This window comes from Thiobacillus sp., from assembly GCF_018780105.1.
Lineage (GTDB): Bacteria > Pseudomonadota > Gammaproteobacteria > Burkholderiales > Thiobacillaceae > Thiobacillus.
This window is the reverse complement of the sequence record NZ_JADMKC010000013.1, coordinates 24,448-48,900: the sequence shown is the minus strand read 5'-3', so window position 1 is coordinate 48,900 and position 24,453 is coordinate 24,448. Positions and strand designations below refer to the sequence as shown.

Annotated in this window: 22 protein-coding genes and 1 pseudogene; all 23 read right to left on the bottom strand. The window is 52.8% G+C overall.

Translation table 11 applies throughout. From position 1 onward, the window contains the following. Nucleotides 1-127 precede the first annotated feature (127 nt). Nucleotides 128-1,069, bottom strand: coding sequence for an SDR family oxidoreductase (locus tag IV098_RS09600; RefSeq protein WP_296888519.1), 942 nt, complete (start codon nt 1,067-1,069; stop codon nt 128-130). After that, entirely contained in the window at nt 1,066-2,193 is a 1,128-nt protein-coding gene (wecB, locus tag IV098_RS09595) for a non-hydrolyzing UDP-N-acetylglucosamine 2-epimerase (RefSeq protein ID WP_296888517.1), read from the bottom strand. The genes IV098_RS09600 and wecB overlap by 4 nt, the downstream gene beginning before the upstream one ends. Further along, complete coding sequence (locus IV098_RS09590; protein ID WP_296888515.1) at nt 2,190-3,317, bottom strand: NAD-dependent epimerase/dehydratase family protein; 1,128 nt, start codon at nt 3,315-3,317, stop codon at nt 2,190-2,192. The genes wecB and IV098_RS09590 overlap by 4 nt, the downstream gene beginning before the upstream one ends. Further along, nucleotides 3,310-4,347 (bottom strand): polysaccharide biosynthesis protein, encoded by a 1,038-nt coding sequence (locus tag IV098_RS09585; RefSeq protein ID WP_296888513.1) that lies wholly within the window; start codon nt 4,345-4,347, stop codon nt 3,310-3,312. The genes IV098_RS09590 and IV098_RS09585 overlap by 8 nt, the downstream gene beginning before the upstream one ends. Further along, the gene (locus IV098_RS09580; protein ID WP_296888511.1) at nt 4,344-5,576 is read right to left on the bottom strand and encodes a glycosyltransferase family 4 protein; all 1,233 of its coding nucleotides are present in this window, start codon (nt 5,574-5,576) and stop codon (nt 4,344-4,346) included. The genes IV098_RS09585 and IV098_RS09580 overlap by 4 nt, the downstream gene beginning before the upstream one ends. After that, the gene (locus IV098_RS09575; RefSeq protein ID WP_296888510.1) at nt 5,573-6,730 is read right to left on the bottom strand and encodes a glycosyltransferase family 1 protein; all 1,158 of its coding nucleotides are present in this window, start codon (nt 6,728-6,730) and stop codon (nt 5,573-5,575) included. The genes IV098_RS09580 and IV098_RS09575 overlap by 4 nt, the downstream gene beginning before the upstream one ends. 45 nt (nt 6,731-6,775) lie before the next feature. Further along, nucleotides 6,776-7,645: a methyltransferase domain-containing protein gene (locus IV098_RS09570; protein WP_296888508.1), complete on the bottom strand. Its 870-nt coding sequence runs from the start codon at nt 7,643-7,645 to the stop codon at nt 6,776-6,778. Nucleotides 7,646-7,684: 39 nt separating this feature from the next. Next, nucleotides 7,685-8,467, bottom strand: coding sequence for a glycosyltransferase family 2 protein (locus tag IV098_RS09565; protein WP_296888506.1), 783 nt, complete (start codon nt 8,465-8,467; stop codon nt 7,685-7,687). Continuing rightward, complete coding sequence (locus IV098_RS09560) at nt 8,464-9,375, bottom strand: alpha-1,2-fucosyltransferase (protein ID WP_296888505.1); 912 nt, start codon at nt 9,373-9,375, stop codon at nt 8,464-8,466. The genes IV098_RS09565 and IV098_RS09560 overlap by 4 nt, the downstream gene beginning before the upstream one ends. Nucleotides 9,376-9,377: 2 nt before the next feature. Then, nucleotides 9,378-10,457, bottom strand: a complete 1,080-nt coding sequence (locus IV098_RS09555) for a glycosyltransferase family 2 protein (protein ID WP_296888502.1) — start codon at nt 10,455-10,457, stop codon at nt 9,378-9,380. Nucleotides 10,458-10,634: 177 nt separating this feature from the next. Then, the gene (locus IV098_RS09550; RefSeq protein WP_296888500.1) at nt 10,635-11,885 is read right to left on the bottom strand and encodes a glycosyltransferase family 4 protein; all 1,251 of its coding nucleotides are present in this window, start codon (nt 11,883-11,885) and stop codon (nt 10,635-10,637) included. Nucleotides 11,886-11,913: 28 nt separating this feature from the next. Beyond that, nucleotides 11,914-13,299: a hypothetical protein gene (locus IV098_RS09545; RefSeq protein ID WP_296888498.1), complete on the bottom strand. Its 1,386-nt coding sequence runs from the start codon at nt 13,297-13,299 to the stop codon at nt 11,914-11,916. Between the two features lie 23 nt (nt 13,300-13,322). After that, the gene (locus tag IV098_RS09540) at nt 13,323-14,285 is read right to left on the bottom strand and encodes a GDP-mannose 4,6-dehydratase (protein ID WP_296888497.1); all 963 of its coding nucleotides are present in this window, start codon (nt 14,283-14,285) and stop codon (nt 13,323-13,325) included. Between the two features lie 144 nt (nt 14,286-14,429). Next, a complete protein-coding gene (locus IV098_RS09535) occupies nt 14,430-15,935 on the bottom strand; it encodes an oligosaccharide flippase family protein (RefSeq protein WP_296888495.1) in 1,506 nt (501 codons plus the stop codon). A gap of 211 nt (nt 15,936-16,146) precedes the next feature. Further along, nucleotides 16,147-16,740, bottom strand: a pseudogene (locus tag IV098_RS09530) (transposase); the annotation flags it as partial. 48 nt (nt 16,741-16,788) lie between these two features. Next, entirely contained in the window at nt 16,789-17,781 is a 993-nt protein-coding gene (locus tag IV098_RS09525; RefSeq protein WP_296888493.1) for an STELLO glycosyltransferase family protein, read from the bottom strand. Between the two features lies 1 nt (nt 17,782). Beyond that, the gene (locus IV098_RS09520) at nt 17,783-18,754 is read right to left on the bottom strand and encodes a glycosyltransferase (RefSeq protein ID WP_296888491.1); all 972 of its coding nucleotides are present in this window, start codon (nt 18,752-18,754) and stop codon (nt 17,783-17,785) included. Nucleotides 18,755-18,821: 67 nt separating this feature from the next. Next, on the bottom strand, nt 18,822-19,658 hold the full coding sequence (locus IV098_RS09515; protein ID WP_296888489.1) for a class I SAM-dependent methyltransferase: 837 nt from the start codon (nt 19,656-19,658) through the stop codon (nt 18,822-18,824). Beyond that, the gene (locus tag IV098_RS09510; protein WP_296888487.1) at nt 19,637-20,731 is read right to left on the bottom strand and encodes a glycosyltransferase family 2 protein; all 1,095 of its coding nucleotides are present in this window, start codon (nt 20,729-20,731) and stop codon (nt 19,637-19,639) included. Before IV098_RS09510 ends, IV098_RS09515 begins: the two co-directional genes overlap by 22 nt. 28 nt (nt 20,732-20,759) lie before the next feature. Then, complete coding sequence (locus IV098_RS09505; protein WP_296888484.1) at nt 20,760-21,608, bottom strand: class I SAM-dependent methyltransferase; 849 nt, start codon at nt 21,606-21,608, stop codon at nt 20,760-20,762. 209 nt (nt 21,609-21,817) lie between these two features. Next, complete coding sequence (locus IV098_RS09500; protein WP_296888482.1) at nt 21,818-21,961, bottom strand: dTDP-4-dehydrorhamnose 3,5-epimerase family protein; 144 nt, start codon at nt 21,959-21,961, stop codon at nt 21,818-21,820. A gap of 93 nt (nt 21,962-22,054) precedes the next feature. Beyond that, nucleotides 22,055-22,900 (bottom strand): glycosyltransferase, encoded by an 846-nt coding sequence (locus IV098_RS09495; RefSeq protein WP_296888480.1) that lies wholly within the window; start codon nt 22,898-22,900, stop codon nt 22,055-22,057. Beyond that, nucleotides 22,897-23,727, bottom strand: coding sequence for a glycosyltransferase (locus tag IV098_RS09490; RefSeq protein WP_296888478.1), 831 nt, complete (start codon nt 23,725-23,727; stop codon nt 22,897-22,899). Before IV098_RS09490 ends, IV098_RS09495 begins: the two co-directional genes overlap by 4 nt. Nucleotides 23,728-24,453: the final 726 nt, after the last annotated feature.

Here is a 24,453-nt window from a genome sequence, read left to right as displayed (position 1 = left end):
GGCGTCGGTGTCGCGTGCAGCGAACGCTCATTGGGATGATCCATCGGCAGTCGGCTGCGCCGCAGCAAGCCGGCCAGTACCAGCCAGCAGATCACAAAGGCAAAAAAAACCGACACCCCCAGCCCTGTCATTTAAATGACGCCACTGTTGCAGCCATTCCTTCTTCCATTGAATACGGCGGCGTCCATCCCAGGCGCGACCGAATGGCAGAGCCATCCACAAACAAGGAACCCGTTAGCCGCGCCACTGCAGCACGCTTGCCCAGCAACGTTCCTGCAGCTTCCAGCATCCACACCGGCACTGCCAGCAAATGCGCCGGACGCCCCAAAGCGCGCGCCACCGCACGGATCAACTCCGGCGTCGAGACCGGCTTGCCATCGTCCAGTAAAAAAGTCTGACCCGCGGCGGCGGGGTGTTCCACACATAACCGGATCGCATCCACAAAATTTTCCAGATATAACAGGCTGCGCCGATTGCGAATCGCACCCAACGGCAGCGGCCAACCTCTATTAACAATTTGAATCAGCCGCTGAAAATTCGCTTTCACCCCTGGCCCATACACCAGCGGTGGCCGCAGGATGACGACCTCCAGCCCGGTTTCCTGTGCAATCTGCCGCAAACCCTGCTCAGCCTCCCACTTGGAAATCGCATAGGCATCCTCGGGCGCTGGCGCATCGGTTTCGCGATAAGGCGTATCGCGCCCTTCACCATTGACTTTGATGGTGCTGATGAAGATGAAGCGCTTAACCCCTGCCTGCGCAGCTTGGCGGGCTAGATTGAGTGTGGCATCGGTGTTGGTTACCCGGTACAGCGCCAGTGGGTCCTCGGCGGTGTCGTCCATCACATGGACGCGTGCGGCCAGATGCACGATCGCCTCGCAGCCAGACAAAGCAGGCTGCCAATCGGTCACGCCCTCGATATTGCCCACTATGACTTCGCCAGCCAGCCCCGACGCATGGCGAACGACCGGGACGACAGCATGATCATGGGCTAGCAGTTGACTGCATAAGGCTTGCCCAACAAATCCGGTCGCCCCGGTTACTGCAACTTTCATCTTGGCAAGATTCATTGCCGCCATACAACGCGTTTCACATAATCCGTATAGCTCAGGATGATGCGAAGCACCTTGTCTGACACGTTCTCGACGGCATAGTCCTGCACCGGCAGGATCAGGCGTTGACTGCGCGGCTGGTCGGCAAGGATGTCCAACGCCTGGGAAATTCGCGTCAACGACAGCCCTGTCATCATGACCGTGCCCTCCTCCATGCCTTCCGGGCGCTCATGCGCCTCGCGGATATTGAGGGCGGGGAAATTCAGGATACTGGCTTCCTCGGTGATCGTTCCGCTGTCGGACAGCACTGCGCGCGCATTGCGCTGCAGTTGAATGTAATCCGGCAGGCCCAGGGGTTTCATGAGCTCGACCAATGGGCTGAGTTGCGCCCCGCTCGCGGTCAGTCGGTTACGGGTGCGCGGATGAGTCGACATGATGATGCGTAAACCATACTGCTCGGCCAGACCATTCAGGACTTCCACCAACTGACCCAGATTGCGATCCGAGTCCACGTTTTCTTCGCGGTGGCAGCTCACCACAAAATACTGCTCCGGCTCCACCCCCAGCCGAGTCAGCACAGTCGACGCCTCAATCAGCGGCAGGTAGTGATGAATCACCTCGTGCATCGGGCTGCCGGTTTTCACCACGCGGTCGGGGGGAATGCCTTCGCGCAGCAGGTAGTCGCGCGCGATGGTGCTGTAGGGCATGTTTATGTCGGCCAGATGATCGACCACCTTGCGGTTGCTTTCTTCCGGCACGCGCTGGTCAAAGCATCGGTTCCCCGCTTCCATGTGAAAAATCGGAATCTTGCGGCGCTTGGCCGCGATTACGGCGAGGCAGGAATTGGTATCGCCCAGCACCAGCAATGCATCCGGCTTTTCGCTTTCGAGCAGCGGATCGACTCGCGCCAAAATATTGCCTATCGTTTCGGCCACACTGCCGCCAACCGCCTCGAGAAAATGATCCGGACGGCGCAACTTCAATTCATCAAAGAAAATCTCGTTCAGCTCGTAGTCGTAGTTCTGCCCGGTATGCACCAGAACATGGTCAGTGTATTGGTCCAGTTTCGCCAGCACACGCGACAACCGAATGATTTCCGGCCGCGTCCCCACCACTGTCATCACTTTCAGCTTTTGCTTCATGCTGCGTCCACCCGTTCGGGAAAGGTATCCGGATCGACCGGATCAAAAATCTCGTTCGCCCAGAACAGTGTCACCAGTTCGGACTGCCCGGTATTGGTGATGTGATGGGTGTAAAAAGTCGGGATATCCACATAGCTGGGCGCTTCGCCACGCACCTTGAAGATGATCACCTCGCCGCTGAACAACTTGCGCAGACGAATATCTGCCTCGCCGCTTGCCACCAGAAAGCGCTCGACCTTGCGGGTATGGAAATGGTTGCCGCGGGTGATCCCCGGATGGGTGGTGGACATGAACACTTGGCCGCCGCTGTTGCTTTTGACCACTTCAAACAGGCTACCGCGTGCATCGCTATGCAGGGTGAGCGCGACCGGATAATGCGCGGGAAATAAATAGGAGCGCAGCGTGTTGAACAGGCGCACATCCAGCGCGGAAACGAGTGGAGGCATCACCATCGCCTGGTAACAGTCACGCATTTCGGTCAGATGCCGAAGCAGTTCGCTGACTTTCATGCCGACGCCCTGCATGCGGATATCGCCACGCTGGTTTTCCCGGATCGCTTGCCAGCACTGCGCCACCACATCCTGCACGTGCAGCAGTTCGAGATCGCCATCGGTAATGATCTGCGGCGTTTCCTGGCGTGCTAGCTGATGGCAGAACGTGGACACGACGGAATTGTAGAAAGGCTTGCCGAACTCGCCGAACACATGCGGCAGGATCAGGTTGGCAAAGCCTGCGCCGCACTGCTCCGCCCAGCGGCGAAACGTATCAGCAGCGGCCCGCTTGCCACGGCCATAGGCGGTATCCCGATCCTGATGCGTGGAATTGGCATACACCACAAAAGGACGGGTTCCCGTCTGCTCACAGGCCGCGACCAGATCGCGGGCCAAGGCTGTGTTGGTCGCTTCAATATCGGCATCGTCACCGCGATTCATCCCGGCCAGATGAATGATCGCATCCAGCCCAATTACAAACTCTGTCAGCAGGCCGGGCTGCTTGAATGTTGCACGATTGGCGAGACGAATCTCGTGGTCGACTCCGATTGTCTTGAGATAGGCCCGCTGGTGCCAGCCGATCAGACCCTCAGATCCGGTAATGCCTATCTTCATGCGCCGGTCTTCATGCATGGCCCGCCGCCTGCAGCGCTTCCCGCACTTCGGGCAAGGTCAGCATCAGCGCTTCCACGGCCGCCACGTCCAGCTGCTCGGTATTGTGCGAGGTGTAGTCTTCGAGGGAGGATTCGGTCGTGTCGCCTTCGGTGAAATACTTGCTGTAATTCAAGTCCCGCCCGTCCATCGGCACCCGGTAGTAGTCACCCATGTCTTCCGCCTTGGCGAGTTCCTCACGGGTGGCGAGGGTTTCGTAGATTTTTTCGCCATGACGCATGCCGATCACCTGGATCGGCACATCGGAATGGAACAGGTTCTTCAAGGCCTGAGCCAGATTCTCAACCGTGCAGGCTGGCGCCTTGCGCACAAACAGATCGCCCTGCTGGCCATGATTGAATGCAAATGCCACCAGTTCGATCGCCAAGGGCAAGGGCAGCAGGAAACGTGTCATCTCCGGCACGGTCAAGGTCAGCGGCTTGCCCTCGCGCATCTGCTTGATGAACAGCGGAATGACCGATCCGCGCGATGCCATCACGTTGCCATAGCGCACGCTGGACATAATCGTGCCGCCATTACTGCCTGCACGAGCCGCAGCTTGTGTCACTTTTTCCATCAGCGCCTTGGTCATGCCCATGGCATTGACCGGATACACCGCCTTGTCCGTAGACAGGCAAACCAGCCGCTGCACGCCATGCGCCATGGCTGACTCAATGACATTGTGGCTGCCGGTCACATTGGTCAGCACCGCCTGCATCGGGAAAAATTCGCAGGAAGGAACCTGCTTGAGTGCAGCCGCATGGAAGACGTAATCGACGGACCGCATGGCATTGTCCACGCTGTCGCGATCCCGCACATCGCCAATATAGAACTTGATTTTGGGGTCGGCCAACGCCACCCGCATATGTTCCTGCTTCAACTCGTCGCGCGAGAAAATGCGGACTTCGCGGCAGTCGCGCGACTTCAGATAATCCAGAAACTCATGCCCGAAGGAGCCGGTACCGCCCGTAATCAGCACGGTACTACCGGCGAATGGATTGCGCTCTGTCATTTTGAATGTTTTCTTTCCTGTATGGCGTTTTCCAGCCAGGTTTCCAGTTGATCGAACAGCCGAGTCCGGTCGAAGTTCGCCTCGTAATATTGCCGCCCGTTTTGCCCCATTGCACTGCGTTCGGCGTCCGACATGGCGGCCAGCTCAAGGATCCGTGCCGCCAGCCCCTCGGCATCGCCCGCCGGACAGGCAAGCCCTGCGCCGGACTCCTGGACAATGCGGACGCCCTCGCCATCCAGCATGGCCAGAATGGGGCGGGCACATGCCAAGTAGGATTGTAGCTTGCCCGGTATGGTCAGCGCGAAGATGGGTTCCCGTTTCAAGGGCAGCAGCAGCGCATCGGCTGCGGCATAAAAATGCGGCATGGCCTCCAGGGGATGGCGGCCCAGAAAATGCACCTGCGACAAGCCTCGCCGCTCGACTTCCTCTTTTGCCCATGCCGCCATGCGGCCGTCGCCCACGATCAGCCACTGGATGTCGGTGCGATCCCGCAACAACTCGGCCGCTTTCAGAACAGCCGGCAAATCCTGCGCTTCCCCGATATTGCCGGCAAAGAGTACCTTGAAGCCCTCCGGCAACGGCGGCAGCAAGGTGGCATCTGCCTGCTGTAAAGGCTGGAACAGCGACTCGCCCCAACTGGGGAAATACAGAATCCTTGAATCCGGCACCCCATGGCGTGCGATCTCCGGCACGAACGCACGGGACTGCACCAACACACGCGAACAGTTCCGATAAATCCATTTCACCAGGCGGTCGACTGCCAGCAGCACCCCGGGTGAGCGCACCCCGCCTGCGGCAGTCAGGGATTCAGGCCATAAATCGAGCACCCAAAATAGAATGGGCGCGTTGAACCGCCGGCTGGCAACTATGGCCGGGATACCTACCGTGATGGGGGAAACCTCGAACACGAAGACGGCGTCAAACTTGCCGCGAAGCCTTAGCCAAACACCAAGTACACCAAAGATGGCAAATGACAGATAGTTCAGCGCCAGCCTGATGGCACCAGCAGCCCCCCTGGGCACAAGTGGCACCCGAATAACTCGTGCCCCTTGATAGATTTCGGTGCAGGGCAGTGCCCAACCATAGCCCGGAAAGAATCGCCCCGATGGGTAATTCGGCTGCCCGGTCAGCACCGTGACTTCATGGCCGCGCCCAACCATATCGGCCACGAGATCATTGATGCGGAAATTCTCAGGCCAGAAATACTGGCTGACGACCAGCAGCTTCACACCCCACGCTCCTTGGCCACCCTGGCAATGAAGGAGAACGTGTCCGACGCGCAACGCGACCACGAATACTGCGTTGCCTTTTCAAAGGATTGCTTTGCACGTAGTTGTCGAGATGCCGGATCCTGCATGGCTTCGACAATTGCGTTGGCAATCGATGTTGCCGAATACGGGTCAAAGTACCAACCGGCGTCACCCAACACCTCCGGCATCGGACCTCGGTTCGAACTCAGGATCGGCAAGCCGCTTGCCATCGCCTCGATCAGGATATTAGGAAGATTTTCACAGCTGGACGCGAACACGAAAGCATCTGCCTCGGCATAGAGCGCATGAAGTCGCTCGAATGGAACCGGGCCGAGCAGTTTCAGAAAAGACTGGTGTGGGTCGATGCGGAGGAATTCCTTCTCGACGGCCTTGCCGTAATTCCCCCACAGGTCCCCGGCAAACTCGACACTGACCGATATCCCTGAGTCGCGCAGTCGAGCCACGGCTCGCCCAACTTCGAGCTGATGTTTATAGGGCATCAGGATCGACACATAGAGCAGGCGAAATGGCTTGGCAGCCGAACAATCTGCCGCTTCCCTTGCTGGACGAGGCGCACAGAAAAACCGTTCTTCGATTCCATGCGGGATCAAGGCCGTGCGCTGTGTATCCAGTACCAAGCTTGAGCAAAGTCGAGTGCGGGCATAGTCGGAAAGAAAGATAATGCCATCAGCGGATTTGAGCGAACGGCTCTGACCTATCCTGAGCAAGGACATCTTGAGCCGCATGGGATGCATGGCGCCAAATAGCCTTGCCTCCGCCGGTTCAAAAGGCAGCATGTTCTGCGACATTGTCACGGAAGTGACTGGACATTTTCCAGGCAGCATACCGCCTGGGGAAAAGAGAATATTGCAGCCTGTCTTGATCAGCTCCGATGGCAGCATGCGCTTTTGCCAAAGAAGCCGCGTTGGCAAATAAGACTCCAGCTCCTTGCTAGAACGCTTCTTCAGCCAAGCTTGGTCAGGCAAAGTGGCCAGAGTGCGTGCACAACTCCATACCGTCACGCTTTCGATGCCGTGCATCGCCGGAACAGCAGAGGACAGCAAACGCGAGAGGTGGGTAACCCCACCACCCTGGCGAATGTTCGATGCGTCTATTCCAAGTTTGAGACTCAAGACGTTTGATACACAGAATAAGTTTGAGCTGCGGGCCAGGCCGGGTCAGGACATGCGGGGAACACCGCTGGATACGTCAAATCTTTTATGGCATCCCCTGCATGTGATCCCATTCTCGGAAAACGCTAGTTGATCCGAGCCACAAACCGGGCACTGCATCAATTCGGATAAATTCAAGCCTTTGTTTCGTTTCGTCTGCGAGAAGAGCAGTCTGGCAGCGGCCAAACCATATCGGCCGATGAGGGCACGAAGCGAAAAAGGTGGGCGCGTATTTGTTTCCACAGTTGGCGCGGGCCAACTCGCATCCACTTCCGCATTCAGAATCTTGAATGGCAACCGATCCGACCAGAAGAAGCGGGTATGGAAGATAAACGGATTGCCGGGGATGGTCCGGTTCGCGATCAGGGCTTTGGCTCCGTGTTCATACAGTTCCACCAACTCCTCATCCACGATCCAAGCCGGCTTTTTCCTGATTGTAAGGACGCCGTCCCGTACCGTTACTTCACTACGGTGATCCCAGTAAGGATTGATCCGCTCCATGAATGCACCCGGCGTTTCTATGTAACCGGCCTTGGCCACCCTTTGCAATTCAAGGAGAAAACGCTCCGGATCGGCAGAGTGCTCCAGCACATGTGATGCAATCACGAAATCGAAGATTTTGTCCTTGAAAGGCAAGGCCTCACCCACGCCAAGAACCGAGGGCCTATCCGTGATGAACGGCGCCCAGTGGCGCTCCCTCGTTTCTTCATAAGCATCAATCAGCACATTGGAACGGAAATAGGGGCTGCCGCCGGATCCAACTTCTAGCACCAGCGCTGACTTCGGTACGGGGCAATACAGGCGCCGGCAGGCCCACGCAATTCGTTCCATGCCAAGCGCAAGGAAAAATTTCATTAAAAGAGAGTGTTCTTTCATCAGCGGTCAGTGCAACTCAAATGGTTATGGCATAAAACCTCAGGCATGGTGGGACCGCATGAAGCGCTTCACGATGCTGAAGATGGAGATCGCCGATCCCGCAAGCAGTGACACTGGAAGCAGGATTTTTTTCGCAAACGCACTGTGCGTGCGCCAGACAAATATCGTGAACGACATATTCAGCAACACCAGGTTTTTCAAGATCAGCCTCCAGTTATAACGAGGCCGTGCACTGAGAATGTAGGTCGCCAAGTTGGCTGACATATAGTAACCAGGCGTCAGAGTCAGGCACTTGAGCCAAGCCAGATAATCCTCGGCGAACGCCATTCCCGTACTGAACACCGGTGCGGATTGCAGCAGAATTTTACGTTGGACGAGGACTGCGCTGGTCGCCACAAAATTCCCTCTCCACAGACTGAAGGCGGAAATAGGCCTGGACCGGCTTATCGGCTGGTCATTCACCGTTCCACAGATAAAACCGGCACCGGTATCGGCTGCAGTCTGAATCTGGGCTTTTAGCTTGTTCTTTTCCCACAAATCATCCGCATCAAGAAATGCGATCCATTCTGCGACGGATCGTTCGATCCCCAGATTTCTGGCGGAGGCCACACCATGGTTGCTGGTGCGAAACAGCCGAATTTTATCGGACCCGATTGCTGCGACAACCTCCGCACTGCCATCCGTTGATCCATCATCCACCACGATGATCTCGTTCAGCAGATCGCCTTCTTGGGCAAGCACGCTGCGCAAGGCAGCCTCGATGGTGGCGCGACCGTTGAATACAGGAACCACGACGTCCACTGATCCGGGCGCCTTGCTCATATAGCAAGCCAGCGGTCGGGAAGCAGATACGGAAAGCCCCAGGCTGTCGAACTATGGCCAGGGTCAATATTCACTGCCGGAGCAACCACCGTAGACAGCCCCTTCTGCTCCCCCAACCAGGCAGCCCACCATGCAAAAGTGCTGTTGCCGATCACGAAGTGCTGGCACAGGGACATCAGCCAGAAGTCGGAAGAAGCATCCTGGCTTGCCCGGTTGTGATCCACGAAGGTGTGACTCCCGCCCCCCAGCAGCGGCCCAAGCAGCCTGGCTGATTGTTTCGGATCGTCAGAGAAAACGAAGAAATGCGGGTCTTCCACTTTGGCCCTGATGACCTCAATCGCGCTCTGATAATAGCTACGCGACATATTGGATGCCGAGCCGTGATCGTTGGTGTCAAACCATCTGACATGCACGGCGACCGCTATGGATGAGCGGATCTTGCAACTCATTTCCTCGTTGGCGGAATCGGTTGGCGGATGCATTTTCAGGTCTTGCCGGATGACCTCGTCTACGTCAGCGAAGTACCGCTCGCTTTGGCCGAAGCCATCGAAATAGGTCATCCCAGGCTGCAGTTTCAGCGAGAGCAGTGCGTCCTCGAATCCGACGCCGACTTGTCTGATGTATCGCTTTCTATCCAAAGGCAGGGATTCCGAGGCCTTGCGCATCAGCAGTCGACGAAGGCGGCCGAAGGGTTCCAGTCGCTCTCGAGCGCTCGCCATCCGGGCCGGAATGCTAAACGCGCCGAGCGCGTATTGCCGCTTGTACAGATGGTCGTACTTGAAACCGGTCACATCGTCGAGCACCAGTTCAGCATTGCTTTTCAGCGCCAGGCGTCGCCCGGTAGCGTAGCAGAACAATTGATTGCCCAAGCCACCCTTCAGGCGAACGATCAGTTTAGCGTCAGCCATGCTCAGTCCTTGCCCTTGTCGCCTGTCTGGTTACGGGCGTGGCCGGCATAGACATTGCCGAGAACAGGAGCACGTCCTTTGATTCGCTTGAGCGAGGCAATGATGCGGTCACAGGTGCTGCGACGAAGCATGAGCAACCCGCAAGCATAGATGTAAAACATCGGCACTTTCCAGAATCCTAGCTTGGCGATTTGCCAGAGGTAGAGCAAGAACTCACCAATCGAACGGTCAGCCTGGATAGAAAGAATTGGATATGAATAATTGCCGATATCTTTCGTTATCGGCATATAGACGGGCAAACCAAGTGTCTGCTCCAAGTCGGATGCAATCCGCAACATGCCACACATGAAATGTACTGAAGATTCCGGCGTTTGCTCACGGGGCACGAACCGTCCCTGCTCCGCTACGCTGTTGCCGAAATCCGGTGTACCCCCCAGACGGTGATGCGACAAGATTTGCGGAAGGTAAACGCCATTCTCATTCGCCAGTATCTGCCCAACCAGATGCTGTTGATACAGTAGCGTGCCGTCGAAGCGATTGGTGGAATGCCGGTGCGCGCTCGCACGACGCACCACCATGCCTGATATAAACACACAACGACGGAAAAAGGTCACGATAGTCTGCGTGCCCGCTGGAAAGAAACTTTCGCTGTCGAAGTAGCGAAAAATTTGCACCGGGCGCTCAGGATCATCGTAGAAAGAGTCGTAGCTGCGAAGTACAACCCCGACGTCCGCATGAACACGCACTGCAGCAGCTACAGCAGCCAACGCTCCCTTGGCAAGCAGATCATCGTTGCCCATGAACAGCACATACTCGCCCCGGGCTAGTTCGACCAAACGTCGAAGATTGCCGTCATAGCCCAGATTGACCTTGTTTTCGTGATAGGAAAGCTGGCTGGGATAGGCTGTTGCATATTGTTCGGCAACCTCGCGTATCTGTTCGCGCTCTGGCGATGCATCTTCACAAATCACAATTTCATAATTCACCCCTGACTGAGACACAATGGAATCGAGCAGGGCCGGTAGTAACGCCGCACGGTTGTATGCTGGTATGCATATAGAAATAAGCGGTGTATCAGACAAGGTCAGAAACCAAATTTAAATATTTCATTACAATCACAAGTATCAGCTGGGGGGGCAGACGACCGCCACTGGCGTGTCCAACCGGCAGAGCATGCTCTTCCCGCCGGGTTGATGGACGAAGGCAGGCGCTACTCACGCTTTGCATTTCTTAGCCGAACGATGCACGCAACTATTCATTCAATGGAATTGAGAACTTTCCTCGTGCGCGTTCAACTGATATGACTCTATTGCGGAACGATAGAGCTCTTCATATTGTGGCCCGAGTTTTGACCAAGATAATTGGTCATGCGCAAGTCTAGAGGCCTCGCGGCCAAGTGACTGTCTTTTCTCTGCATCACCAAGTAATAACAAAACCTCATTAGCCAGGGACGGAATCGATTCTGCGATCACACAATGCTCGCCACTACGCACGTATTCTCGCAAACCTTCGAAGGCCACCGCCGTACCGACAACCGTAGCACCACACCCGAGAGCTTGTAATGCCCTGGTTTTGATGCCGGTTCCAGCCTTGTCAGGAAGTACCACCACCGCAGCTGACCGGATCAAGTCATCCAAATCATCAACCCACCCCGACGCTTCTAGATTTGGGGCAGATATACCAATACAGTGCAATAGTTTTTCGGTACCCCTCCCCTGTATTCGAAACTTTACTGCCGGAAACTTTTGTGCGATTTCAGGAACAGCGAGACGGACGAATTCCTCGATTCCTGCGGCGACACCCGGTACGTTTGCACCGCCCAAAACCAATACGAGCCTGCTGTCTATCGGCGCGCTGGTCATTGGGTTAACTGCCCAATTGGCTTGGGGGGGAGCGACGCCAAACGGGATGAAGGCAACATCAGCACCTACAACCGTTGATTGAAGGTAGTTGGCATCCACACTTGACACTACGTGGATCTTCGTAAAATTGGAATAATTACGCCGCTCGTAGCGCCCTAGCAGGGAGGCACCAACCTTCAACTTCAGCCGTGTTAGCCAATGTTTCACATTGGCTGCCATACGTGTATAGAACAGCGACGTCGCATCGTTCGGCGAGTGCACCGACGGAAGCCCCTCGACGTAATGTTGAACCATGTTAACAATATCGTAATGTACAACGTCATATTGACGGCTCGCCAAGGCCGCCCTTAACGAGCGAGTGAATGTCGGGTTTTGGAATCGTCCCAAAGATGCGGGCCGCCCGGAAAGCACAGCCAAGACAGCTCGTATCAAGCGCAGAGCCCCTGATGTGGCCGGCACAACTGACAACCAATTAACCCTTGGCAACTCGCGTTTGAGCGCAACCAAATCCGGTTGGGCATCAGCAGAAAACGCAATGACGTCACACTGGTGTCGCTCGGACAAATACTGCAGCAAATAAAACACCTTCCAGCGCATCCCGTCCGAGACAGGGAATGGGATGTCCTGCAAAAGAAACAGAATTTTCAATGACTTACCTTTACAAATATTCAGCTTATTATCGATGATTGAAACGCACAGCCATGCGGATGAACCCCTCAAGCGTTAGCACTGTGAAGAGCATAGCCAGGAACATTTTCAGCATGGAGTCCACTGTGCCTTCGGTCAACGCGGTAAATAACAGCATCAAGACAAAAACCCTTGTCAATACCGCAGTGTGAGTCGCGAGTTTAAGTGTAAGCGGCCAAGCAATCCGGACAAACAAGCCTAGTGAGGCGCCACCAAGAACCACACCAGGGACGCCAAGCAAGAGATACCACCATCCGAAATAGCCGGGTGCAGCAAGATGGGGGTGGCTAACTGGTGTCAGGAAAACGTCATTCGTGAGATAACCCGCGATCCCGTTTGGTCTCGAAAAGATCTCAAACCATTGATCACCCACTGGCGATGCATGGTGTCCAAGGATGGCAGTCAAGATGTCAACGCCCGGCAGTCGATAAATGACCCAAGTGAAACCGCGGAGAAGCAATTCAACAGGGTGGAAGTCAGCGCTGACAGCAGCACTGGCGATTGACTCCCAAACCCCCTGACCCGAAAGCCTAAAAGTGCGCAGCGTATTGAAGTAGGGCAAGAGGATCAATAAGGGAACACTTATCGCTACCGTCAAGACCACATGACGTACGCGAATCTTGACACCAGAAGCAATAATCAGGAATGCTAAATACAAGAGGGGCGCCAGAATTGATGCCTTGCTCGACCGAATAGCCAAATCCGCGACACCATTTAGTACCAAAAGCCCGATTGCGATCCAAGCCAAACCTCTATACGACCTGCGATAAGCGAGGTAAACGGTAAGCAGTAGCAACCCTGTCAGGAAGTAATTGCGCAGATAGAAAACGATGCCTCGCAGACGATAAGGCAGTATGGCCCTGATTTCGGAACCCATCAGGCCAATGTCAAAGCGATATGAGACCCATCCGGATACCAAGCTCAATATGAGCGCAACCACGAGCAAGGCGATCAGACTTCTTCGACCAACCCTATCTGCATTGGGGATCGGCACGAGTCCCGGATAGGCGACAAAAGCTGGCACCGCAAGCACAGCTACGCTGAAGGCAGTGATGCCTGCGGCCGTGAGCAGCAGCACGTCAATGATCAATAAAGGGTAATCGAATTCACCCAAACCCACTCGGGGAACCATACCTAATACGACCGGGCTCTCTGGGGAAACAACAATCAGGAAAAGCTTGACGCAATACGATGACAAGAAAACCAGAATAACCATCCAGAGCGCTGCGTTTTCAACCTGCATCGGCAGCGTTCGGCGACAGGCCATCATGACCGCAAGCCCAATTACGAACAGACCAATGCCATAAGCCACTTCGTGGTTGACCATGCGATCAACGGTAAAAATATAGCCCGCCATTAATATGGTCAGCGTCATACCGACAAGCCAATACGCGTTTCTCATTGAAATGCACTAACTTTGACTGCTTCAACCATGCGTCTGACCATCTCCTCGAACGATATGCGCGGTGACCAATCGAGCATGGCCGCAGCCTTGGCGGGATTCCCCTTGGAGAACTCAATATCCAAGGGGCGCGTCAGATCATGATTAACGATCACATAGTCCCGCCAATCCAGACCAAAGCATTCGAAAACCTGGGAAAGGAAGTCATTAAGCGTATGCGATTTCCCTGTGGCGATCACGAAATCGTCGGGGGTATCCAACTGCAGCATCCGCCACATTGCGTCAACGTAGTCGGGTGCCCAGCCCCAGTCTCGACTAATCTCAAGGTTGCCAAGTTCAAGCTCATTTATTTCACCCTGTGCAATTCGGTACGCGCCATTGATGATTTTGCGCGTCACAAAGTTTGGCGGCCGAAGTGGGGACTCATGATTAAAGAGAATCCCAGAACAAGCATAGAGACCATATGCAGCCCGATAATCGGCGACCTGCCAGTAAGCAGCCGCTTTGGCGATCGCATACGGACTGCGGGGCCGAAACGGCGTCATTTCATCCGCGCCAGCGTCATCCGTATTACCAAAGCACTCGCTTGAACATGCATTGAAGAACCGTCCCGAAAACTGCAGCACTCGCATAGCCTCCAGAAGATTCAGCGTTGCGACGCTTATGCTTTGAAGTGCCTCGATCGGCTGTGTGAACGATAGCCCCACAGAGCTTTGGCCGGACAAATTGTAGATCTCATCGGGCCGCAATCTTTTCAATAAGCTCAACACCGCGTCCGGCTCAATGACAGATAGCGGCTCGATGCGCACGTGATCGCGAATGCCTAATGCTACAAGGCTTGTGAAATGTGCTTCGTCCGTAGAGCGTGACGTGCCTACCACCTCATATCCTTTATCGAGAAGCAACTGCGCAAGATAAGCGCCATCCTGCCCACTAATCCCACAAACAAGGGCGCTCATTATTTAGTTACCTTTCTGTACTCGCTTCTTAAGCTCAATCGATGGGCACGTCATTCTGCAACCATCCGATACGGACAATTTTTTTATTGCAAAATACACTGTGGCGCATTGCAGTTAGCAGCACCAGGAGAGTCTGCTGGTTTGTCATGCCACTTCTCTGGGATAGCCTAAAAGGCGATGCCAAAGTTTTTTACGCAGGCTTTGCGCTGCCAGTGTGGCAAGGGCAAGGGTTGAAACTGCTGCCAGCATCAATTGCGCAACCTGACCAAATGGACTAACCGGTGTTGGAGTGGCCCAGCGGACCAAAAGAGCGGCGAAGGTGGCGGCTAACAAAGGTAATGCGAGATCTCTCAAGTACCAGTCTAGTTTCTCGCCGGCAAGTATTTTACGATACATAAAGGGCGTGCCGATCAGCAAATAGCCGGCATTCAAGCAGACCCAGACCCATGCAGCGCCTTCGGCTCCATAGCGAGGGGCGACCCAAAGTATGGACGGCACTATGAGCAGAACCAAGACAATGTTAATGCGCACAGCCAGCCCAGGCCAGCCATGGGCGATTTGCGCTTGGTGAGGCATGCTCGTCAGACCATTCAGCAGGTTGCCGAAAGTCAGCAGGCTGACAAGTGTCGCTGTCTGCCTAGTTAACGCTGAATCCTGCGTCCAAAGCTGCAGTAATGTTCCAGCAAAGACGATCACCACAATCGCTGCACTACCCACTATTACAGAGAGCATTTGTGTAGCCATATGGTAGGCAGCAGCCATCCCTTCGCGGTCATTCAGGGCATATAGCTCGCAAAACTTGGGGTACCACGCTTGAGTCATTGGGCTCACAAGAACATGCACAGCCCCGGCCACCATTACCGCTAGAGAGTAGTAACCGAAATCGGACAGACTCAACAGACGGGAAAGCAGAACTTTATCCACCTGGGTCAAAAGCAGAGCCAGGAAGGTGACCCCCATCATCCCGCCAGCAAAACGCCTGACGCCACGCAGAGCGGCAAGCGAAAATCGACCACCATGTTCAGCCTCAGGCAAGGCACGGTAAGTAGCACACGCGAGAACGCCGACGCTGAGGGATGAAATCAACCCTTGCCAGACAAAAAAGGCCTCAATGGTGGGTGAAAACCAAACAAGGACAACCACGGCGCCAAGCCATCGTAGCGTAGCCATAATCGCGTTGACAGCACTGAACAGCACTTGCCGCTGCAGGCCGATGAGGCTACTACGATAGACTCCTTCGACCAGTCGCAATGCAGTGACTACGCCCATAATACTGAGGGCTTGCGACACGACACCCAAAGGCAATTCTCCAACCCGCAGCCAATCGCTGACCAGCCAGGAGGAGGCAGCCCAGATCCCTACCGTAACAAAAACCGCGATGCCAAACGTGACCCACTCCACGCTGCGCAAGAGATCTCTAATCGACTGAATGGTATGCGCGCCTGCAGTGAACCGAGCCATCTCGCGATTGAGTGTGGGCGTCATACCCATATCGAGCAGGGTTAACGACGCCTGCAATACTGCGAATAGCCCAATCAAGCCATAGGCCTCGATCCCCAAGTATTGAATGTAAAGAGGAATAAAAGCCAACCCCATAAGGGCGACCCAGCCTTGGCTGAGATAGTTGGCGGTGAGATTGCGTTTAATCACCAACCGCCCCTGTAAGCGGATTTAGCACCAGCATTGCATCGTAGTTGGCAAACACGTAATAGAGCCGAAGCCATCAGGTTCGAGGCTCCGACGTCCCGACGTCCCCCCGGTTTTCAGTAGCACTTGGCTTTAGAGTCCGGTGGTTAATGTAGTCGATTTGTCGTCGAGTTTTCTGGCGTAGGCCGACGGTGTCAGTCCGCCCAGCGATTTCTTCGATATAAGCATTTTGGTTGGGCTTGCCGGGCTCGATCAGGAACAATCTCACGCCGCTCGCATGCGCCCAGGTCAGCATCGCCCGCCCGCAGAACTCCTTGCCGTTGTCGGTGCGGATCGCCTGCGGCAATCCTCGTTCCATGGCCAGCCGGTCAAGCATACGTGTCAGCGCGTGGCCGCCGATGGCCCGCTCCGGCACGATGGCCACAGTTTCGTGCGTAGCGTCGTCCACGACCGTCAGGCACTTGATGACGCGTCCTTCAGCGGTGCGATCGAACACGAAATCCATCGACCAGATCTGATTAGCGGACAGGGGCCGTCCCAACGGCTGCCGATCTGCAACCGGCACTTTCTTGCGCCGGCGGCGCCGTACCTGGAGGCCGGCGAGCAGCTTCTTGAGGCGGGTGTTCTCGGTTTCCAGTTCCTTCAGGCGCTTGGCATCGGACACGCTCATGCCGCCAAACTTGCTGCGCCAGAGGTAGTAGCTGGCTTCGGAGAAACCGTGCCGCCGGCACAGTTCCTTGATCGGCAAGCCGGCCTCTGCCTCCCGCAGGAATCCAATGATCTGCTCTTGGGTAAAACGCTTCTTCATGTCCAATCTCCTTCGTCGGTGGGATTGGACTCCATAGCTACGTACTACTCAAACTGGGGGGACGTCGAGACCAACGATACCCAGCCAGCAGCTCAAAATCTCGAGCTCTTTCTCCAAAACCATGCCCTTGTCGCAAAGCGCGCGATACACCGACACCATGTTCTCGGGAATGGACCTATCGGAGGATACGGAATCCCTGGCAATTTGCACGACCTTTTCTGCCGATAGATAACAAGGGATTTCTGATTCGAAATCTTTCAGATAGTCATGCGGATTTCGCTTTTGAAGAACGGTTGCGCCCGCGAAACCCAGATGATAGCCCGCAGCCCAAAGGATAGGCTGAGCAACCAGTCCTCTCAAGATGTCTGTGAAGCGAAACGTGACTGTCGACGGTAAATAGAGGAGCGGGAATACCTCCTGCCGGAAATAGGTGTTCTGAGAATTGAATGGACAACAGACACCCCGATCCAGTACCAATGGATCACGCCATTTGAAATAAATGGGGGCGTTGACCGTCAGTCGATAAATCGCATCGACATCTGGATCCTCGTCTGCAAGATACTGCCAAACTCCAACCTTAAGATTTTTCGCAGGTCCGACATCAGGAGTCTCTGCGTCCAAAACACAGCGCAGAGGAAGGCCTCGCGGCCAGACTTTCTTATCAGTGAAATACGAATAGATGTTTACAAACGAAGCGTCGCTGATGAGCTCAGCGTCAATTGCAAACTCAGGCTCGTTGACCCAATTCTCTAGAGGGATGTTGTCATCATCTGACTCATAGATGACCCGAGCCCCCTGAGAGATGGCATGCAAATATCCAATATTTTTTCTCGTGTACGAATTCCAGGGGAGTAATTCTGAGAACTCGCTTGAAACCTTTTGTTGGCCCTCAGGCGAAAGATATGTCACGCCCGGGAAGTCCCAATCGGGCGCCGTCTTCTTGTCGCCAACCACAATTACTTTCCAGTCTTTCAGCTTCGCGAATTTTTCAATCGCCTCCGATGGCGGAAAAATGGAAGTAATGACTATATATTTGTTCATGCTAAATTTTTTTTAAATACTTATCAAAAAATGCCGCGCTCGTGTACTGATCGACAGCTCGGCTATACGCGTTGTCAATAACTGGCAGATACCTATCGTAATTACCGAGTATCTTATTAACAGTTTCGACGAGGCGACCCTCTTCATAGTAGATAAACTCCTTGTCAGGCGTAAAATATTTCTCTATCACATTGAAGCTATCTTTCTTGCAAAGAATCAACGACCTGCAGAATGCAGCCTCAAAAATTCGCGACTTCAACTGAGGCACCTCAATCTCCGGCCCTGTCAGGAGTCGCTTGAGAAGTCCGAACACCCCCGGAATATCGGTGAATGCTTTGTTGGCCCTCCAATCCGGGTATTTCCACACGTTCAAAACGTGGCGCACGGTGGGATACAAAAGATTATGGGTCAGCGTGATCTTTGATTGAGAAATGAGATCCAGCTTCTCTTGATATCCAACCCCGCGATCCGTCACCAGCTCATGCCCCGAGTTCGAAACCAGCCGGTAATTGAATCGGCTGATCGTCTTCATGTCCCGCATGATGGGCTTAGGATGAAGATGTCCGGTATAGATGATGTCGTACCGCTTTTCACACTTAGTGGGAATGAAGTCCACGTTGAAAGGGAAAAAGATCGGGACACGCCGCTCAACGCCCTGGCGTTCGTTAAAATACTCCGCGGTAAACGGACATAGCGTGAGAACCTTGTAGAAGTCTCCGTCGTAAGCATCAAAGTTTTCTGGAATGAAGAATTTGTTGGGCTCTTCAAATTCAAGTCGCACCACATGCATCTTCTTGACTGCATCCAGCTCAGCCGGCGACAGCTCGAACTGATCCCAGCACCCTGCGGCTTGATCAAACGCAGCGATGATGAGCGCAACATCAGCTGCCCCATGTCCATCGTAGGCCTCAAACCCCAAATTTTTCGTTGGGTCCTGCGTGTATCCGTGAGAGCTTCTTTTGATGACTTTCATAGCACTATGAATTGAGGAACATGGCAAGGACGATGAGCACTCTAAAATAATCCGCCTTCGCGGACCCTTATCGTTTGGCAATTAATGCCTGTCCCGTGGGGAACTGCAAGATATCCAATCCCCGACTTTGGAGCCACTTTTCGACTTCGACGCGCGTCTCCTCGTACCCCGGCCAAGCAAAGTCGTCCAGCAGCACGAGCCCTCCAGGCAACAGGCGATCCCAAAAATAGTCCAGTGAGGCAATCGTAGGCATCGACGAGTTCAAATCAATATGAATCCAAGCAAGGCTTTCTGGGTTGCGCGAATGCGAAAACGACTCAGGCACATAGCCCTTATTGAAAACAAAACTGTCGTCGCCACACAGGGCCAGATTTCTTTGCGTGTTTTCAATGTTAAGGTATGCGTAGCTTCCCACCGAGCTCGCTTCGGAAGCCGTCAAAAGATCAGAGCGCATCTCTTCCCATGCGTCGTACAAGAAGAACTCACCTCCACACTTCGAGCTTTGCCGAGCACGACTGGCGAACCAAGCGGTCAGGCCGTCACAAACGCCCATTTCAACAAAATTCCGCTGGTCACCCCCTGCAATTCGAGAAGCGACGGTCGCTGACCAATAGACCAAGTAGTGCCGCCACCTCAATTGCGCGACCTCTGCCGCCACCGATTTCGGCCGAAACTGGGTAAGGACGACCTTGCGCGAGCCGATATGCCCCGCCAACTCTTGGTCGCACTTCGCAAACGCTTGCGCAAGTGAATTGCTGCCACCGTCATGCCAAGGCACACGAGTGCCTGTTGCCATTTTCCAGCCAACAAACTCAATAGGCGGCGCTATATCAACGATTACTGATCGTCCTAGCAGGACCTTCGCAATCATTTTTAAAAAACTCATTTCTTCAATAGACCCCATTGATTTGCAATTGGCCTTAAAAAGTCTTTTGCTCGCAAGAGTGGCAGACGCGCAATCGTCTTAACCATCAACCGTTTGCGATTCATTACAAATGAATATCGAATGAATTCGATTAAATATCGCGGGAAGTTTTTCATCTCTCCGCTTTTGAGAAATGTGTTATTCAAAACCGTTCTCAATGTTTCCCATATTCCATCGTCGATCTGATACTGAACCAATTGTCGATCTGTGGCATTTTCACCAAGGAGCCATTGGGAGCTGATCGTTATTGATAGCGTCACTTGCTCTAGGAAGTCTGGACGCCGAAAGATCTCCCACATATAGTTTGTGTCATGCTGATACGGAATAACCAAGTAGTCTCGTACCAACAAAACAGGATAGTGATACGCCAGCCGCAACCAGAATTCTGCGTCTGGACAATATTTGACTCGTTCGTCGAACGCACCCAATTTCTCCGTAATTTCTCTATGCCAGAACTGCCCAGAAGCAGGAGGGAGGGCAACCCTGTTAGCAGCGGCAACACCCGGCTCGATCCATTCGCTTTCGAAACTGATCGAAGAGTTCTGAAGTATTAAACAGGGCTTCGGCGTCGTCGAGATCAACTTGCGGATTCGCTCGATCGAATCCGGCTTGAACAAATCGTCATCGCACATAAAGCCGATCCACTGACCGCGCGCATATTCGATTGCCTTATTCCAATTCCGCGTCATGCCAATATTTGTGGCGTTTCGATACAGTTTGACATTCAAGTTTGAAGCCGCAATATCCTGAAGTAGTTTCCAGTTTTTTTCCTCGGAACAGTCATCAACAATAACAACCTCAATGTCACCTGCTTCGTTTTCGGCATTGATTAACTCCACCAACCTACCCAATAGAACCGGGCGATTCCAAGTAGGGATGACAATGGATATTAATATTGGAGTGGAGCTCATACTGTCAACGCTCCTCGCCGTGTTGATTTCTCTCGCCCCGAACCAAAGATGTTGGCGAATCGGCCGCCTCCCACGTGCAGGTTTCGAATACACGGTAAACAGAAAATCTTCCTGATTCAACAGCACAACATTGCTTGTCATTGTTGATAGCATTCATACTGTCCATACCTTATCTGTTTTCTCTAAGTTTGTTCTTGATTGCTTTAAGCACTGCACCCAAACCATCTTTATTAAATTTCAGATAAGCACGTGCAGGCACACTTTGCTTGCAAGAAACCACTAGAAGATCCATCAACGTGACCTCCGGCGAGAGGTTTCGAAAATTCGGTTTTGTAATGACCTGCCTCCAAGAATCAGGTGCGGCCTCCAGGGCTGGGTCAATAGAACGAAAGATGTAGTTCGGCAGCGTTTCGTCTGTGATCGGCATCATGACCTTACCATGCCGAATCATGTCGTAATAAGAAGCCGATTCGATCTCTGATATTGAGGAGAAAAGTGGTGCCCGTGTACTTCTCTCAGCCTTCCAGAGCACAGTTTGTGGATTTCCCCCCATTAGGGTGCAGTATGAAATTTCGGGGAAGCGGTCGTGAATTGCAAAGATCGTCTTGTACACATCGCCGTGCCAATCCCCACGATCCAAGCCTGCTCGATGCCTCTTGTAGCTAGAGATTTCAGGGTTTGGCAGAGCGCTATATGCATCTGAAGGCACGGTATCATCAATCAACCACAAAGTTTTTTTGTGCGAATAGCGAAGACTATTCTCAAAGTCTCTGAACGACTGTTCAAACGTGTGATATCCATCGATAAATATGATATCGAATTTGATGGGTTGCGTTGAAGACGTTTGACGGAGAGGAAGATCACCGCAATCTAGCTTCTTAAAAAATTCATCCGATTTGATTTCAAAAAAATGGGTGCCATCCTTCGCATGTTCTGATGGTTCAAATACGAAACATGGATCTACAGCAACCTTGAAGGGGATTTCAACTGGGAAAAAGGTACTCCCCCCCCCAAACACCTATCTCAAGATATTTATCAGCATTGTTCAGGCCGCTCAGATAGGAAATTCGACCGTTATAACTTGTGAAATCGTTGTGCATATACGTACTTTCTATTTTTGAATTAGCGATGGTTTCCGAGCCAATTACTTGGCCGCCGTATTTTTTGAGATCAAAGGTTACGCTGCACATATATGCAACGCCCCTCTATGCAGTTAGAGCAGAGGCATTAGCCTTCGCGAAAATCCCATTCGAGCCCCATTTTGGAAAATTCTTCATTATGGAAGGTCTGCAAAAATGCGCCACGTGAATCCTTGTGGACGTCATGCTCAATAATGAAGACGCCACTTAGTTCTGTTTTTTCAAATTTCACGTCGATTCCTTGAGTTTCTGAGAATCCTGCTCACTCACTCTTCACCGATGCACCCGTGCACACCCGAATTCATCGTAAGTGCGGTTTGAATTTCTACACGCCATTTTTTAGCAACTGCTCTTTTTTCTCAGCGTTTTTTCTAATCGCGTCGTCAAATGTCAATTGATTCGTTAACTCCCAAAGAATGATTGAAACATTAAAGTCGTAAATCAAGTTCAAGATCGAGTACACCAACCCCTTTGACCCTTTGGCGAAGGAGCCGGTTCTTAGATATCTATAGAGAAATCGACTCAATGGTCCAAGTGCCAAACCAATCCCGCTCATGCGTTCCCCTGCGGCGAAGCGCTGCCTTGCCTCAATTGCTTCGTAATTGATCGTCTTCTTGGTAAAACTCTCACAGTCTTCGTCTTGGAAGAGATGCAACGACAACTCATCTCGACCAGGAAGCCGGATCATCGTCTTTTCATCAAATGAGATCGCCAATTCATCGTGAATCTTGGATTTCTCGAAATTGATGATGCTTTTTTTATAGAAAACGCATGCGGATGAAATTCTTCTGAACAATGTCCGATGTACCACATCGCCGTAGCGATAAATCACCACATCATGGAAGACGGCCGACTTCTTATTCTCGTTCGCCACCTCCGAAAACTTTTCCAGCAGTTGCTTGGGGTATGCATGCGCGCCATAAACTTGAATAACGTATTCTGTCGGCGTGTTCTCGTACACCCATGCAAGCGTATTAAGCCGCATGACGGTCTTATCTTCGGGACGCGCGACAAATTTGATGCCGTTCTTCTTGCAATATTCCTCAGTCCCATCGGTGCTACCCGCATCAAAGACTATTACTTCGCAGAAGTCCTTTAGATTCTGGTATATCGAAGGGATTCTTCTAGCCTCGTTACGAGCAAAAACAATCGCCGTTATATTCTTATTCATTTGAACAACCCAGTTAGTTTTTCCGTGAAGTTACTCCAGTTAGAGGACTCCACCGACCGACGCGAAGCTTCAGACATACACTTATATCGCGCGCCATCTGAAATGCTTTCAGCAAGCATCACTTCGAGATTCGGCCCGCCTTCTTCAAGGATATACGCCACATCCTTTAAATTTGGAAAATAACTATTCAAGCTCTCGTTAGGTCTAACAACGATAGGATTGTGGAAGTACATGGCCTCTAACAGTGCCTGAAACCCACTCCATCCCGGTGTGGTGTTTACAAATAGCCTGGCATTGGACAGCAGCTCGTAATATTTCTTCTTATCTTGGCTATTCTCCTTATCCAAATAACCATGCACCTTTAACCAACCGTACTCGACTTTTATTAGGCTTGAATCGATGCCGACGATATCAACCTCAAAGTCCGCGCCCTGTTGCCTGAGATTGCGCACAGCCTCAATAAGCTCCAACGCCCCAGGGAGATAGAACGGCTGGCCGACAAACAGCAATCGTTTCGACTTGGTTTTTCTTTGCTGAATGTCTGCAGGTATCGCCACATCGTCACCCACATTCACGACGTTTCCAAAGCAATAGATGTTCTTGTTCTTATATTTCTTCAACATATATTCACGAACATTTGGAAATAGCGTAATGACCGCATCGGCAGCTTCGATGACTGCATTTTCTCGGTCAATCGATCGGCGCTCAAAACGACTGGGCTGACGCTTGAGGAACTTCTCAAACAAATATTCAGACGGCCAGTCCCCGAGAACGATTTGTTTATTTTTTCCGTTGTGCATGGGATATGAAAAGCCTTGAACCACCATCACATCATGCTTAGTAGATATCAACCCGATATACCGACTGTATAAATATGTGGAAAAAAAGTGAACCGGAGTTCTCACGTAGAAATATGTAGTCCCGAGCTTAAAGAACTTATTCAATATTCTTACGGGGAAGTTGAAAACCGTTTTCAACGGCTCAATTTCTCTCATCACGTAATTCGTTACCGAATAGCCTCTTTTTTCCAGATTCTTATGCAACAAATAGGGAATATTGGACCAGCTCTTGTAGTTCTTTGATGGTGCGGTCGTACAGAAATATATTTTCATTAATCACCTACCGTCTCGATTACCTGGCGCTCGCGGTGTAGTGCGTGGCCCTCGAACCAATCTGGCGTGCGCCCCTGAAATGCTCGAAGGCGTAGACAGAGGGCCAGTCGCCGAACAGGAACACGGGCTTTTTCATGGGTCGAGAAGGGCTATAGGAAAAGCTCAGCACGAGCACACCATCATGTACGCGCTTCCTGCACACGCTGTCCATCTGTCACCGCGAGAGCAAAGGACGCGGCCTTGGGCGTGAATAATCACATGAAGTCTCGAAGGCTGTCAGCACGCGAAGCACTTTCTTCAGCGCCAGAACAAGGAATCGCAACAATACGTTTTCCTGATTGTGACTTGCTCCAAGTTGATGCCTGGCAGTGGAGCGTCTCACAGAAAAGTTAGGGCACATTTGACCAGGAGCTGAGGTCCGACGACTCCTGCGTGGCGAAC

Excerpts from the sequence above, each read along its gene's own strand:
- IV098_RS09540 (WP_296888497.1), bottom strand. The coding sequence starts at position 14,285 with ATGAGCGCCCTTGTTTGTGGGATTAGTGGGCAGGATGGCGCTTATCTT.
- IV098_RS09560 (WP_296888505.1), bottom strand. The coding sequence starts at position 9,375 with ATGGCTGACGCTAAACTGATCGTTCGCCTGAAGGGTGGCTTGGGCAAT.
- IV098_RS09545 (WP_296888498.1), bottom strand. The coding sequence starts at position 13,299 with ATGACGCTGACCATATTAATGGCGGGCTATATTTTTACCGTTGATCGC.
- IV098_RS09495 (WP_296888480.1), bottom strand. The coding sequence starts at position 22,900 with ATGAATAAGAATATAACGGCGATTGTTTTTGCTCGTAACGAGGCTAGA.
- IV098_RS09565 (WP_296888506.1), bottom strand. The coding sequence starts at position 8,467 with ATGAGCAAGGCGCCCGGATCAGTGGACGTCGTGGTTCCTGTATTCAAC.
- IV098_RS09590 (WP_296888515.1), bottom strand. The coding sequence starts at position 3,317 with ATGCATGAAGACCGGCGCATGAAGATAGGCATTACCGGATCTGAGGGT.
- IV098_RS09585 (WP_296888513.1), bottom strand. The coding sequence starts at position 4,347 with ATGACAGAGCGCAATCCATTCGCCGGTAGTACCGTGCTGATTACGGGC.
- IV098_RS09520 (WP_296888491.1), bottom strand. The coding sequence starts at position 18,754 with ATGAAAGTCATCAAAAGAAGCTCTCACGGATACACGCAGGACCCAACG.
- IV098_RS09510 (WP_296888487.1), bottom strand. The coding sequence starts at position 20,731 with ATGACAAGCAATGTTGTGCTGTTGAATCAGGAAGATTTTCTGTTTACC.
- wecB (WP_296888517.1), bottom strand. The coding sequence starts at position 2,193 with ATGAAGCAAAAGCTGAAAGTGATGACAGTGGTGGGGACGCGGCCGGAA.
- IV098_RS09490 (WP_296888478.1), bottom strand. The coding sequence starts at position 23,727 with ATGGTGGTTCAAGGCTTTTCATATCCCATGCACAACGGAAAAAATAAA.
- IV098_RS09515 (WP_296888489.1), bottom strand. The coding sequence starts at position 19,658 with ATGGGGTCTATTGAAGAAATGAGTTTTTTAAAAATGATTGCGAAGGTC.
- IV098_RS09525 (WP_296888493.1), bottom strand. The coding sequence starts at position 17,781 with ATGAACAAATATATAGTCATTACTTCCATTTTTCCGCCATCGGAGGCG.
- IV098_RS09570 (WP_296888508.1), bottom strand. The coding sequence starts at position 7,645 with ATGAAAGAACACTCTCTTTTAATGAAATTTTTCCTTGCGCTTGGCATG.
- IV098_RS09600 (WP_296888519.1), bottom strand. The coding sequence starts at position 1,069 with ATGAATCTTGCCAAGATGAAAGTTGCAGTAACCGGGGCGACCGGATTT.